10 protein-coding genes are annotated in these 12,500 nt (G+C 73.3%); 4 read left to right on the top strand and 6 right to left on the bottom strand.

Translation table 11 applies throughout. The features are described from left to right. Window position 1: 1 nt before the first annotated feature. The 3 genes from ACGFRB_RS05400 to ACGFRB_RS05390 are packed head-to-tail and all read right to left on the bottom strand — an operon-like array spanning window position 2 to window position 4,010. Window positions 2-1,111 carry an AMP-binding protein gene (locus tag ACGFRB_RS05400; protein ID WP_393239297.1) on the bottom strand — a complete coding sequence of 370 codons (1,110 nt, stop codon included), beginning with the start codon at window positions 1,109-1,111 and terminating at the stop codon, window positions 2-4. Window positions 1,112-1,146: 35 nt separating this feature from the next. Further along, on the bottom strand, window positions 1,147-2,565 hold the full coding sequence (locus ACGFRB_RS05395) for an oxidoreductase (RefSeq protein WP_393239291.1): 1,419 nt from the start codon (window positions 2,563-2,565) through the stop codon (window positions 1,147-1,149). Beyond that, window positions 2,562-4,010, bottom strand: coding sequence for a B12-binding domain-containing radical SAM protein (locus ACGFRB_RS05390; protein ID WP_363004268.1), 1,449 nt, complete (start codon window positions 4,008-4,010; stop codon window positions 2,562-2,564). Before ACGFRB_RS05390 ends, ACGFRB_RS05395 begins: the two co-directional genes overlap by 4 nt. Before the next feature lie 536 nt (window positions 4,011-4,546). Here ACGFRB_RS05390 and ACGFRB_RS05385 point away from each other — a divergent pair. Both ACGFRB_RS05385 and ACGFRB_RS05380 read left to right on the top strand, forming a co-directional pair. Further along, window positions 4,547-5,326: a phytanoyl-CoA dioxygenase family protein gene (locus ACGFRB_RS05385; RefSeq protein WP_363004266.1), complete on the top strand. Its 780-nt coding sequence runs from the start codon at window positions 4,547-4,549 to the stop codon at window positions 5,324-5,326. A 23-nt stretch (window positions 5,327-5,349) separates the two neighbouring features. Next, window positions 5,350-6,222, top strand: coding sequence for an enoyl-CoA hydratase/isomerase family protein (locus tag ACGFRB_RS05380; protein ID WP_393239287.1), 873 nt, complete (start codon window positions 5,350-5,352; stop codon window positions 6,220-6,222). Between the two features lie 159 nt (window positions 6,223-6,381). On the opposite strand, the gene ACGFRB_RS05375 is transcribed toward ACGFRB_RS05380, so the two are convergent. Beyond that, window positions 6,382-7,095 (bottom strand): NUDIX hydrolase, encoded by a 714-nt coding sequence (locus tag ACGFRB_RS05375; RefSeq protein ID WP_393239284.1) that lies wholly within the window; start codon window positions 7,093-7,095, stop codon window positions 6,382-6,384. Window positions 7,096-7,321: 226 nt separating this feature from the next. On the opposite strand from ACGFRB_RS05375, the gene ACGFRB_RS05370 reads away from it, so the two are divergent. After that, window positions 7,322-8,494, top strand: coding sequence for a P1 family peptidase (locus ACGFRB_RS05370; RefSeq protein WP_393239281.1), 1,173 nt, complete (start codon window positions 7,322-7,324; stop codon window positions 8,492-8,494). A gap of 31 nt (window positions 8,495-8,525) precedes the next feature. Here the strand turns inward: ACGFRB_RS05370 and ACGFRB_RS05365 are convergent, their stop codons facing one another. Continuing rightward, window positions 8,526-9,983 (bottom strand): APC family permease, encoded by a 1,458-nt coding sequence (locus ACGFRB_RS05365; RefSeq protein WP_393239278.1) that lies wholly within the window; start codon window positions 9,981-9,983, stop codon window positions 8,526-8,528. 272 nt (window positions 9,984-10,255) lie between these two features. Beyond that, window positions 10,256-11,287 (bottom strand): MBL fold metallo-hydrolase, encoded by a 1,032-nt coding sequence (locus ACGFRB_RS05360; RefSeq protein ID WP_393239275.1) that lies wholly within the window; start codon window positions 11,285-11,287, stop codon window positions 10,256-10,258. Window positions 11,288-11,632: 345 nt separating this feature from the next. Here ACGFRB_RS05360 and ACGFRB_RS05355 point away from each other — a divergent pair, with 345 nt between their 5' ends. Continuing rightward, on the top strand, window positions 11,633-12,478 hold the full coding sequence (locus ACGFRB_RS05355) for an arginase family protein (RefSeq protein WP_393239482.1): 846 nt from the start codon (window positions 11,633-11,635) through the stop codon (window positions 12,476-12,478). Window positions 12,479-12,500: the final 22 nt, after the last annotated feature.

The raw sequence follows: 12,500 nt of genomic DNA, 5'->3' as shown, positions 1-12,500 counted from the left end.
GTCAGTAGACCCCCTCGACGCGTCGTCCCTCGGTGAACTCGGGGCTGTACGGATCGCCCACCCACGGCCACGGATAGCGGTCGGCCGCCACCCCGTACGGCCGCACCCGCCGGGCCCGGTCCCGCTCCCAGAACCCGGGCAGCAGAGCGTCGTCCGTCAGCCGCCAGACCCGGACCCGGCCCTCCTCGCCGAAGGGGACGTCCTCCCCCTGCGCGTCGACGACGTCGAGCATGATGTGCGGCTGGCACGGCACGTACACCACCCGGTGCTCGTCCGCCGCCTCGAAGGGCTTCTGCCAGCTGATGCCGGTGGTCGAGGTGCCGTACATGCCGACCACCGGGACCCCGGGGAAGACGTCCTCGCGCAACTGCCGGTGCGTCTCGGGCTCCAGGGTGGTGCCGGCGTGCACGATGGCCCGCACCCCCGGCAGCGCGTCGGTGCCGAGCCGCTCCGGAAGCATTTCGAGCAGCCGGGAGGTGCAGAACAGGACACCGATGTCCTGGGACCGGGCCACTTGCGCGATCTGGTCCCAGATGTGGTCCACATAGCGGTCGTAGGCAGCCGTCATGCCTTCCTCGCCGAAGATCTTCACGATCCTCGGGTCGAGGTCGATGGAGAAGCACATCCCGCCGCGGCGCTCCGCGAAGGCGACCACGAGCCGGCCCGTCGTGTGCGGGCCCATCGGCCCGACGAACAGCCAGTTCTCCCCGCGCGGGACCCCGTGCAGATCCAGGAACTCGTCGGAGAAGGCGAGGATGTCCTCCCAGTAACGGGCGCCCCAACTGCCGTGCTTGGCCGGCCCCGTGGTGCCGCCGGTCTGCGCCGCCCACAGCGTCCCGGCCTCGGCGAGCACCGAGCGCGGGACGAAGTTCGCGAGCGGCGTCCGGCGCGCGGCCTCCTCGAAGTGCATCTGGTCGGGCCCGTCCCGCAGCGCGATCAGGGCGGCGGCGTCCGCGAGACCGCGCACCTTCTCCAGGGCGTCGGTGCCCTGCCGCCGGTCACGCTCCAGCCAGTACGGCGTGCCGTGCCGCGGATCGAAGTGGAGGCGGACGAGGCGGCGCACGTCCTCATCGGTGACGGGACGGAGCCTCGACTCGCTCGGACTGTGCATGACGGGTGCCTCTCCTCGGTTGCCGCCCGGGCCGGTCACGCGGACGTGCCCGGCAGTACGGCCTTCTTCTTGAACAGGAAGTCGGCGAGATGCCCCTCGTGCGGGTCGCACGGGTGGTAGCCGCGGTCGAACTGTTCGCCGGCGAAGACCTTGTCGACGCCCGGCTCCTCGGCGAGCGCGCCCACCAGCCCGTCGGTCTCGCCGACGACGGAGACGATCAGCGATCCGGCGCACGCGGCGACCGCCTTCGACCGGGGGACATGCGCCACCGCCGTGAAGGGGAACGGGAGTTCCGTGCCGAACAGCGGCGATCCGGGATCCACCAGGAGCACCGTGGGCCGCAGATACGCCCGCCCGTCGAGGTCCACCCGCAGCGGCACCCCGGTCGCGTCCGCCGTGACGTCCACCGCGCCGGCCGCGATCTCCCGCTCGATCCGCAGCGCGAGCGCGTCCCGCACCGCACGGTCCGGGAACGCGGGCACCGCCGCCCGGGGATCGTCCAAAGGCAGCACCGGCCGGGCCGCGAACTCCCCGGCCAGCGCCTCTGCCGCCGAGGCGGCGTCACCCAGCACCACCAGCGAGCTGATGTTGGTGCACAGCCTGCCGCAGCCCGCGAACGCCTCCCGGGCCAGCCGCTTCCAGGCGTCCTCGGGCGGCCGGTCGCCGATCACCGCCCGGCTGCGGCCGAAGTGGTACGTCTTCACCTTGCCGGGCGGCAGATCGGCGGGCACGTTCTCACCCGGCCACAGCACCTGATCGGCCAGCCGGCGCAGCGCGGGCGCGTCGCCGTGCACCAGGGACACCCCGTGCTCGGGCAGCCCCGCCTCGTACAGCTCCCTGGTCAGCAGCAGCGGAGTGAACGGATCGGCGGCCGCGGTGCTCAGCAGCACCGGCCGGCGCGCGGCGAGCACCTGGAGCCACTCGATGTTGATCGTCGGGAAGTTTCCCGGCTGCCGCACCAGCACCGACCGGCCCGCCGGACGCCAGCTCCACCGCAGATGGCGGCCGCCGGTCCGGTAGGCCGCCACCGTGCCGTCGGGGGACTGAGTGGCCAGGATCTCCTCCATCCTGGCCAGATCCTGCGCGGCGGCCCGCAGCCCCCGGGCGGCCCGCCGGCGCGGCAGACCGCTCACCGCGGACAGCGCCCGCAGCCACGGGTCGAAATCGCCGCGGTCCAGCCGGGCGTCGACCCGCTCCCCGGCCCGGCGCAGCAGCCCGAACCAGGCCGCGTCGTCCATGCCGCGCAGCCGGCGGGCCGCCCGGCCCGCCTCCTCCGCCATCCGGAACTGCGTCAGCCGGCCGGCGGAGCCCAGCTTGGCCACCGCCCCGCCCGCCGCGTCGCGAAGGACGTCCGGGCGGTGCGACATGACCGGCCGGGAGCCGTCCTGGGCCGGGACGTCCAGGACACCGGTGTCCGGGGCGTCCGCGGCGGGCGCCGCCGTCGGCGCGGTCACTGGACCTCCGGGATCAGCGCGGCCGGTTCCTTGGCCTCCACCGCGCCGCCGTCCATCAGGCCGAGCCGGGTCTGGACGGTGCTCAGGTCGGCCAGGTACGCGATGCGCTTGTACTTGCCCTCGCGCCGCGTCGGGGTCATGTCGTCGTACAGCTTCCACAGTTCGTCGATGGACGCGCCCTTGCTGGACGTCACCGGGATGTGGCCGGTGAAGCAGTCGCTGTCGTCGGTCTCCAGGGTGAAGTCGACCCGCTTGGCCATGTCCTTCTCCACCTCGTGGTGGAAGGGCACGAAGAAGCAGGGCGAGACGATGTCGTGCGGGTTGTCACCGAGCCGCGCCTGCAGCCAGGTGATGGTCGACCGCATCGCCTCGTCGGTCTCGCCGGGGATGCCGAGGATCAAGGTGGCCTGCACCCCGATCCCGGCGTTGCTCAGCGAGCCGATCGCCCGCTCGGTCACGTCGACCTTGACCGGCCGGCCGAGCCGCTTGAGCAGCGACCAGTCGAGGGTCTCCACACCGACAAGGAGCCGGAAGCAGCCGGAGTCGCGCAGCATGCGCGCCATGTCGTCGTCGATGAGGTCCGGACGCGCCTTGGCCTCCCACTCGAACTTGCCGCGCAGCCCCGACTTCTCGATGCTCCGGCACAGTTCCTGCATCCGGGGGACGTCCTCGACGAAGTCGTCGTCCTCGATCCGGATCCGGTCGAAGCCGTGGACCTCCACCAGTTCGCGGATCTCCTCGATCACCCGCTCGGCGCTGTGCCGGCGCTGGCCGACTCCCCACTGGTGCTTGGAGTAGCAGTAGGCGCAGGCGTACGAGCAGCCGCGGCTGGTGACGAGGTTGCCCGAACGGCCCCGGGAGATCTGGTTGTACAACTGCATGTCCGCCAAGTCCCGTGCGGGCTTGGGGAGTTTGTCGAGGCGCATCAACTGCGGCTGGGCCGGGGTCTCCACCACGGTGCCGTCCTCGTCACGGAAGACGATGCCGCGCACCTTGCCGAAGTTCTTGCGGCCGTTGGTGCCGAACTCGTGGACCAGATGGGAGAAGGTGACCTCTCCCTCGCTCTTGACCACCACGTCGGCGGAGCCGTCCTCGACGAGCTGCCGCGCCAGCGGCGTGGCGCCGACGCCGCCGAGCACGACCAGCGCGCCGGGGTGGTGCCGGCGGGTCTCGGCGCCGAGCTTGATGCCGTTCTTCAGGCTGGAGGTGAGGACCTGGATGCCCACGATGTCCGGGGCGTGACCGCGCAGGAATTCGTTCGGTGTGGCCAACGGGCGCTCCAGAACGAACAGTTGGTCGTCAATGAAGCGGACGTCGGTGCCCTTGGTGTCGTGGAAGGTACCCTCCCGCAGGACCGCGGCCATGGACAGCAGCCCCAGTTGCGGTGCGGAGATCGACTCCCCGGAGTACGACGACCGGCGAGCGTTCACGAGTAGAACCTGCATGCGTGTCTGGCCTCCTGCGCGTGGGGACAGTCCCGGGGCACCGGAGCCGGGCTGCCCGCACGGCCTGTGCACCCGGCTTTCGTGGCATGGCGCGGTGCTGCCGTGCCTGCCCGCCTTCGAGGAGGCGGGAGCGGTGGTGGAACGGCCCGCGCGGGCCGGGGACACCGGGGGCCTCGCGAGCCGCCGCCCAGCGAACACCGCGGGTCACGGCGCCGTCCAATGCCATTCGCGGGTCGCCGCCCCACGCTCGCGGCATGAGTGGGGACGTACGGCCGGAGCCATGCCCAGGGCGCATCGCGCCGATGCCGTCTCGGCTTATGGGCCGCGCCCCGGCCCTGTGGCAGCATCGCTGCGAAGTCCGGCGGGGCCCCGCCGCCGCGGCCCGCTTCGGGCCCGCGCCCGGCCCGGCTCCCTCTCCGCCGGCACCGCGACCACACCAGGTTCCCTCTCTTCCCGAACTTCCCTTTCCTCTCGAACTCGCGAACTTTCCTCTTTTCTCGATCTTCCCGATCTTCCCGATCCTCCCGAGGAGCGTCATGACCTCATCCCAGTCGCCCGCCGGAGCGGCGGAGCGGCCGACCACGACGGACCCGGCAGCCGGTGAACCCGAGGTCTTCCGGCGCGACGGAGTGGTCCGCTGGGACCACGTACTGACACCCGAGCAGGTCAAGGAGCTCCAAGGGAGCGTGGAGCGGGCCTTCTTCGACGGCGACCGGCCGGCCGAGGGCGTCCGCGACCTGTCGGAACGACGGGGACGACCGCTGGACCTGGCCCTGCTGCAGAAGGTGAACCTGTGGCAGTCCGACCCCGCCTGCGAGGCGCAGGTGCGCCGCTCCGATCTCTACCGGAGGGTGGAGCGCCTGCTCGGCGGACCGGTCCGGCTGTTTCGCGACCACTCCTTCTACAAGCCGGCCGGCAAGGGCGACCGCAGCCGTCTCGTCCTGCACCAGGACAACCGCTACTGGCACCTGGACCCGGCCGAGGCGGTCACCGTGTGGATGGCCCTGGACGACGCCACGCTGGACAACGGCTGCGTCCGGTACGTCCTCGGCAGCCACCACTGGGGCCGGGTCGCGCACACCCGGCCGGAGGAGGGCTCCGTCCTGGTCGAGGCGCACAGCGAGCAGGAGACCGTGGCGTACCCGGTGCCCGCGGGCAGCGCGCTGGTCCACCACGCCAACATCCTGCACGGCTCCGGCCCGAACCTCACCGACGGCCCCCGCCGCGCCTACGCGCTGGTCTTCGTCCGGGCGGACGCGACCGTCAGAGGCGAGGCCATGACCGGGTTCCCGCTCGCCGCGGACCTCGCCCGGTGACCCCGGCGGGGGAGTCCGGGCAGGTGGGGGAGCCTGCCCCGGTAGGGGAGAGGGACGCGGCGTACGAGGGGGAGCCCGCCCCCGCGTACGAGACGATCCTGTTGGAGCGGGCCGACGGCATCGCCTGGGTCACGCTCAACCGGCCGGAACGGCTCAACGCCACCACCGAGCGGATGCACCACGAACTCCTCGACGCCTTCGCCCGGGTGGCCGGCGACGGCGCCAGCCGGGTGCTGGTCCTCACCGGCGCCGGGGACCGGGCCTTCTGCATCGGCAGCGACCTCGGCTTTCTCACGGAGGTGCTGGACGGCGACGAGGCCGACTCCGGTCAGTTCGCCGCCTACCTGGAGCGCCTGAACCGGGTCGTCTTCGCCCTCGAACGCATGCCGGTGCCGACGATCGCCATGGTGGGGGCCAAGGCGCGGGCCAGCGGCTTCGAGATGGTCGTGGCCTGCGACTTCGTGCTGATCGCCGAGGAGGCCAGGATCGGTGATGTGCACACCCCGTACGGGCATATGCCCGGCGCCGGCGCCACCCACCGCACCGTCCGGAAGATGGGTCTGCAGCCCGCGATGGAGCTGCTGATGACGGGCCGCTGGCTGACGGCCGCCGAGGCCGTCGAGAAGGGGCTGGCGCTGCGCGCGGTGCCGAGGGACCGGCTGCGCGAGGAGACCACCGCTTTCGCCCGCACGCTGGCCGGGATCCCGGGCGACTGCCTCACCCATCTGAAGGCGGCGGTGATGGGCGGCCTCGGCCGGACCGTCGAGGAGGCCGTCGCGGTGGAGACGGCCGAGTACCTGGCGCTGCTGCGGGTGTCGTCGGGACCCGTCGACGGGTTTCGCGCGGGGCAGCGGGAACGGGCACTGCGGCGGGCGGCGGCGGGCCGGGGCCGGTAACGGGCTTGGTGTGGCGGGGCCGGTGGCGGGGCGTGCCGAGCATGGCTCGTGGACGTACGGCCGCCCAGGTCCGGTTCGCCGACGAGCAGAGGTGCGTCCGCCCGGCGCCCGCCGCCGTACGCACCGACGGTGAGCCGCGCCCCGTTTCCCGGGCTCGGTTCAGCGGGGCGGGCCGCCGTCCGCGAAGCGGCGCCGGGCTGCGGCCAGATCCTCGATCCGGCCGGTGTCCCAGGGACGTTCCCAGCCACCGAGCCGCAGCACCCAGGCGACGAGGGCGCCGGTGAACCCCCACACGAACAGGCCTCCGGACAGGAATCCGGGGGCCAGCGGGCCGTCGGGCAGCCGGATGAGCAGCCGCGCCCCGGGATCGGCGAGCTCCGCGAGCGGCACCCGGTGGACGGACACGATCTCCTTCCCGTCCCCGGCGATCCGTCCGCCCGCGCCCCACCAGCCGAGCACGGGAACGACGGAGAATCCGCTGTGGGCGAGGTACAGCGGGGGCAGCACCCCGGCGATCCGGACCGCCGAGGTGTCGAGGCCGGTCTCCTCGTACGTCTCGCGCAGCGCGGTGCGCACGGGACCGCCGTCCTCCGGGATGGTCGAACCTCCGGGGAAGCACACCTGGCCGGGATGGTCCCGCAGTACCCCGGAACGCCGCAGCAGAAGCAGGTCCGGCCCCGCGTCGCCGGTGCCGAAGAGCATCAGGACGGCGGAACCCCGGGCGTTCGCGGGCGTCGGCCCCGCGTACCGCGACAGTTCCGGGGGAAGATCTGCGGACGTGGACGCGGACGCGGGTATGGACGCCGTCCGGCCGAGGCCGGCCAGCCAGGGAGGGAGGGCGGCACCGGAGGTGTCCGTCTGGTCGTCGGCCATGGACGACAGCGTAGGGACCGCCGCGCCGGGCGGGGATGCGGGAACCGGCCTGCCTGGCCGCCGGATTGGCAGGATCGTACGGATCACGGCACCGGGCGGCGGAGGCACGGCGGCGGCGCGGACCGGGACCGGCGGGCCAGGCGGGATGGGCCCGAATCGGCCGGACGGGCAGGACAGGCGAGACAGGCGAGACAGGCGAGTCGAGCGAGAGAGCCGAGGACAAGGGATGAGTGGGATGCGGACCCCCGGGCCGGCGCCGCGCACCGGACCACGCAACGCGCTGACCGACGTGGCCGGTGTCCGGGTCGGGCACGCCACACGCACCGGCGACGGCCGGCTGACCGGTGTCACCGTGGTCCTCGGTCCACAGGACGGGATGGTCGCGGCGGTCGACGTACGGGGTGGCGGGCCGGGTACCCGGGAGACCGACGCCCTGGACCCGCGCAATCTCGTGCCGCGGATCGACGCCGTCGTGCTCGCGGGCGGCAGCGCCTTCGGCCTCGAAGCGGCGGCGGGGACGATGGCCTGGCTGGAGGAGCGGGGGCGTGGCTTCCGGGTGGGCGCGGGGCCGACCCAGGTGGTGCCGGTGGTGCCCGCCGCCGCCCTGTTCGACCTGGGGCGCGGCGGCCGGTGGACGGCCCGGCCGGGAGCGGCGCTGGGACGGGAGGCCGTCGAGGAGGCGGCCCGTGCCGCCGTGGGCGCGACCGTCCCCCAGGGCTGCGTGGGCGCCGGTACGGGCGCGGTGGCCGGCGGGATGAAGGGCGGCATCGGTACGGCGAGCATCGTCCTGCCCTCGGGGGCGACGGTCGCGGCCCTGGCCGCGGTCAACGCCTCCGGCTCGCTTCTGGACCCGGACAATGGCGCGCTGTACGGGGCGTGGACGGAGGTGGACGGCGAGTTCCGGGCCCAGGGGCTGCGCCATCCGTTCCCCGACCCGGCGGTTCACGCCAGGGCACAGGAACGCCTGGCCGCCGCGCGCGAGGAGACCCGGCGGCGGCAGTCCGAAGAGGTACGGCAGCTGAACACGACGCTGGCCGTCGTGGCGACCGACGCCACCCTCACCCGCGCGCAGGCCCAGAAACTCGCGGGCACCGCGCACGACGGCCTGGCCCGCGCTGTCCGGCCCATCCATCTCCTGACCGACGGCGACACGGTGTTCGCGCTGTCGACCGGCCGGCGGCCCCTGGTGGACGACGACGGCAACGGCCCGGCGGACCCCACCGGCTGGCAGGTCCACACCGAGATGGCGGCGGTCAACGAGATCCTCGCCGCGGGCGCCGATGTGCTCACCCGGGCCGTGGTCCACGCGGCGCTGGCCGCCCGTACCGCCGACACCCCCGGAGGCCTCTTCCCCTCCTACCTGGACCTGTACGGCACACCGGCGGGCCGGCCCGTCTGAGCCGATGGACGAGAAGCGGCGCCGCCTCGTGTCAGAACTCGGTTCGGGACCCCCGCCGTGCTACGACCGGGCCCAGGAGGAGGGCCACCGCCAGTAGGGCCGGGACACCGATCGCCAGGGCGGTGCTGCCGCCGACGAGCGTCGTGAGGTTCTCCAGGATCAGTACGAAGAAGGCCGCCAGTCCGGCCAGTCCCAGCGCCGGTGCGACGGTGTTCGGCCAGACGGCCGTGCGGTGTTCGGGGTGCCGCGCGAAGAAGACCACCACCGCCGCACTGGTGATCGCGTACAGCAGCACCACGCCGACCGAGGCGAAGCTCGTCAGCCAGGCGTAGACCTGGGTGATCGGGTCGAGGCCGATGACCACCGAGAGCGTCAGCAGGGCCGCGACGACGGCGGCGGTGGCGATCGAGGCGCGGTGCGGGGAACGGAAACGGGGGTGCGCGACACCGAGCCACGCGGGCAGGGCGCCCTGGCCCGCCAGCGCGAAGACGTACCGGGCGACGATGTTGTGGAACGACAGGATGGCGGCGAACAGGCTGGTCACGAAAAGGACTTCGACGAGGTGCCCGCCGACCGCGCCGAGGTAGCGGCGGGTGGCGTCGGCGAGCATGGTGCCGCTGTGGCCGGTGGCGGTCCCGACCGCGTGCGCGTCGCCGACGGCGGTGATCAGCGCCCAGCTGGAGACGGCGTAGAAGACGCAGACCAGAGCCAGTGACAGATAGGTCGCCCGGCGGACGGTGCGCTCGGGGTCGCGTGCCTCGTCGCGGAAGACGGCCGCCGCCTCGAACCCGATGAAGCTGAGGATGGCGAAGAGGATGCCGATCCCGGGCGCGCCGGACACGATGCGCCGGGGGCTGACGATGCCGGAGGACAGACCGCTGTCGCCGCCCTTGAACGTGACGACGGCGTCGAACGCGACGACGACGAGCACCTCGGAGAGCAGCCCGACGGCGAGCACCTTGCCGGACAGGTCGACTTGGCGGTAGCCGAGGAAGGTCACCAGGGCGAACGTCGCGGCGGCGTACACCCACCAGGGCGCGCCGGGCAGGTACGGGCCGGGCAGCAGGGCGCCGATGCCCGGCCCGATCAGTCCGTAGATGCCGGCTTCCAGGGTGAGGTAGGAGAGCAGTGCCGCGAAGCCCGTGCCGAGTCCGGTGCCGCGCCCGAGACCTCGCTCGACATAGGAGGCGAAGGTCCCGGTGGTCCGCACATGGGGCGTCATGGCGAGGAATCCGATGGCGAAGAGCAGCAGGACGACGCCGGCGACGACGTAGGTCGCCGGGAAGCCCGTCCCGTTGCCGTCGGCGATGCCCAGCGGGACGGGGCCGCCGATGACGCCGAGCGGGGAGGCGGCGGCGGTGACCATGAAGACGATGCTCGCGACGCCGAGGTCGCCGCGCAGCCGCTCTCCCGGCGCGGGGCCCGTGCCGCTGTCTAACGGTGCCGCCGTGGCGACGGAGGAGCCCGGCCGTTGGATGTCCGTGGGCATGCTGTCTTCTCCTGGGGTGATGAAGTGCGTGCGTGTCCTTGGGCGGTGAGAGGCGCGAATCCTTGTGATGGGGCAGGGGCAGGGGCAGGGCGTGGGCGTTGGCCGGGGGCGATGGTGCGGGAAGTGCGGAGCCCCTGTGGAGTACGGGGCAGAGGGTTGCGGAACGCGGAAGTGCCGTTCCGGCGGGGCCCTTTCGGGTACGCGCGACTGTGCGACCGGGTGCGCCGCACACCGCGTGTCACCGCCCCCCGCCGGGACCCGCCGGACAGAACCTAAGCGAGCGCGGCGGCCAGGTCCATGGCGTCCAGATGGCGGGGTGCCACCACGCGCGAGCCGGGCCCGGCCGCCGCCGTCAGTTCCCGTACGGCCGAGTCAGCGCTGGAGGCGGCCAGGAGACGCGGCGACGCGGTCAACGGCGTGACCATGTCGTCATGGTGACAGGGAATCAGCAACGGGGGATGTCCCGTGATGTCGAGGAGCCGCCCGGGGTAGCGGTGGACCGCCGAGGTCGTGGTCATCGGCACGGCGGCCACGTCCGGACGGATCCCGGCCATCTCCCGCTCGGCGACATCGCTCGCCCCCATGAGCAGGACCGACGGCCCGCCCTCCACGGACACTTGGTAGGCGAGCGTGTCCCCTTCGACGAAGTCGCCGAGGGTCGAGGGCCGGGGTGGCGGGGCGAGCCGGTGACCGGGGGCGAAGTAGCCATGGTCGGGGCGCCTGCTGTGCAGGCTGCGGAAGACCTCGACCGTGTACCCGTCGAACTGGAGGCACTCCCCGCCCTTGACCAGGACGGCGTCCGCGAGCCGTCGAGCCGGGGCGCCCATGGCCGCGATCAGATGGGACACCGTCTCGTGGCACAGCACCCTGATCCGCGACCGCCGCCAGGCCGGCCGCGCGAGGAGCTGCGGGACGTCCGCCATGTGGTCGAAGTGCCCATGACTCACCAGGATCAGCTCGGGAGCGCCAATGAGATGCCGTGCCGCGACCGTCTCGACGGCCTCGTGGTCGAGGCGCAGCGGGATGCCGGGCTCCGTGGAGCCCTCGGCGTTCGTGAAGGGCATACGGCTCAGATAGGGGTCGAACAGGATGCTCCGCCTGCGGTGCCCCCGGCCGAACGCGATCTCCCACCCGCTGACGCCGAGCCAGCGCAGTCGTACGTCGACGGAGAAGGGGCCTCGCTGTCGGCCCGCCGGTGCGAACGCGGCCGTGCCCGCCCCGGTGGCGGTCGACCGCGCCAGTGCTCGTGGGGCCCTGAGGGCCGTACGCCGTTCCGTCATCTTCTCCCCAGGAATGTCGTACACCAGGAGTCGTGGGAACGTTACCGTCCGCGACGATGTGGGGTCGATTCGTGCTTGCCTCGGGCATATCCGTCGCAGGCTGTGAAGGCCGGGCGGGAGCGAAGGGGGCGAAGGGGTCCGAAAAGCGCGAAAGGCGGAGCGCACCCTCTCTGACTGCCTTCGGCCATCGTCGAGTTGCCGATATGCCGGAAAGAGTGGGGGAAGAGCCGCCGCGGGAACAGTGCCCGGAAACCGCCCGGCCGCCGGGAGGCGGCCCGCCCGCCGACGACGTGCCGAAGCCTGGAGGAGACGCCAGCCGTGGAGCGCATCGCCCTGCCCGCGCGCTCCCCCGCGCGGCCCCCCACCTTCATGCGGCTGCCGCTCGACCGGGAACCGGCCGCCCGGGACCTCGTGGTGCTCGGTGTGCCCTACGAGGAGTCGGCGCGATGTCCGGGAACACGTCTGGGGCCAGGGGCTGTTCGGGATGTCTCCGTGCTCGCGTGCGCGCCCGGCGCGGATCGTGGCCCGGGCACCTTCGACCTGGTCGACTGTGTCGACGGCGGGGACGTCGAGCTGCCGCCGGGGGAGCGCGACGCGGCGCCCGGGCTACTGCGCGAGAGGTTGGCCCGACTGCTCGCCGGCAACGCCGCCGTACTGCTGCTCGGCGGCGGCCGTCCGCTGACCGTGGCGGCGCTGCGCGCGGTGGCCGAGCGGCATGGCCCGGTCGCCCTTCTCCGCCTGGCCGCCGACCCGTTGGGCTCGAACCCCCGGGGCGACATCGTGGGCCAGGCGGTCGAGGAACGGCTCGTCGACCCGCCGGCGGTGGTCCGGATCGGACTGCGTGGGCCCGGCGCTCGCGGCCATCCCCAGGGAGGGGTGATGCTGGACGCCGGCGGGTTCGGCCGGCTGGGCGTCCGGGGCGCCTCGGGGGTCGTCCGGCAACGGATCGGCCGCCGGCCCGTCTACGTCTCCGTCTGCGTCGACGTCGCCGACCCCGCCTTCGCCCCGGGGGTCGGCACCCGGGTCCCGGGCGGGCTCACCTCGCGGGAAGTCCTCGGACTGCTCCGCTGTGTCGGGGACTTGAGCCCGGTCGGATTCGAGGTGACGGGTGTGTCCCCGCCCCACGACCGGTCCGGCATCACCGCCGGACTGGCCGCGGAGATCGGCGGCGAACTGATCCACCAGTACGCCAGGGCCCAGCGCATCCCGATGTGACCACCGCAGCGTGGGCCCCGGC

Source organism: Streptomyces sp. NPDC048718, from assembly GCF_043198875.1.
In the GTDB taxonomy this organism is placed as follows: Bacteria; Actinomycetota; Actinomycetes; order Streptomycetales; family Streptomycetaceae; genus Streptomyces.
The sequence above is the reverse complement of the archived record's forward strand: the minus strand, read 5'-3'. Positions and strand labels throughout refer to the sequence as shown.

What these genes read in the sequence shown, in the direction of transcription:
- ACGFRB_RS05400 (WP_393239297.1), bottom strand. Translation starts at nt 1,111, where the DNA reads ATGCACAGTCCGAGCGAGTCGAGGCTCCGTCCCGTCACCGATGAGGAC.
- ACGFRB_RS05390 (WP_363004268.1), bottom strand. Translation starts at nt 4,010, where the DNA reads ATGCAGGTTCTACTCGTGAACGCTCGCCGGTCGTCGTACTCCGGGGAG.
- ACGFRB_RS05385 (WP_363004266.1), top strand. Translation starts at nt 4,547, where the DNA reads ATGACCTCATCCCAGTCGCCCGCCGGAGCGGCGGAGCGGCCGACCACG.
- ACGFRB_RS05375 (WP_393239284.1), bottom strand. Translation starts at nt 7,095, where the DNA reads ATGGCCGACGACCAGACGGACACCTCCGGTGCCGCCCTCCCTCCCTGG.
- ACGFRB_RS05370 (WP_393239281.1), top strand. Translation starts at nt 7,322, where the DNA reads ATGAGTGGGATGCGGACCCCCGGGCCGGCGCCGCGCACCGGACCACGC.
- ACGFRB_RS05365 (WP_393239278.1), bottom strand. Translation starts at nt 9,983, where the DNA reads ATGCCCACGGACATCCAACGGCCGGGCTCCTCCGTCGCCACGGCGGCA.
- ACGFRB_RS05355 (WP_393239482.1), top strand. Translation starts at nt 11,633, where the DNA reads ATGCGGCTGCCGCTCGACCGGGAACCGGCCGCCCGGGACCTCGTGGTG.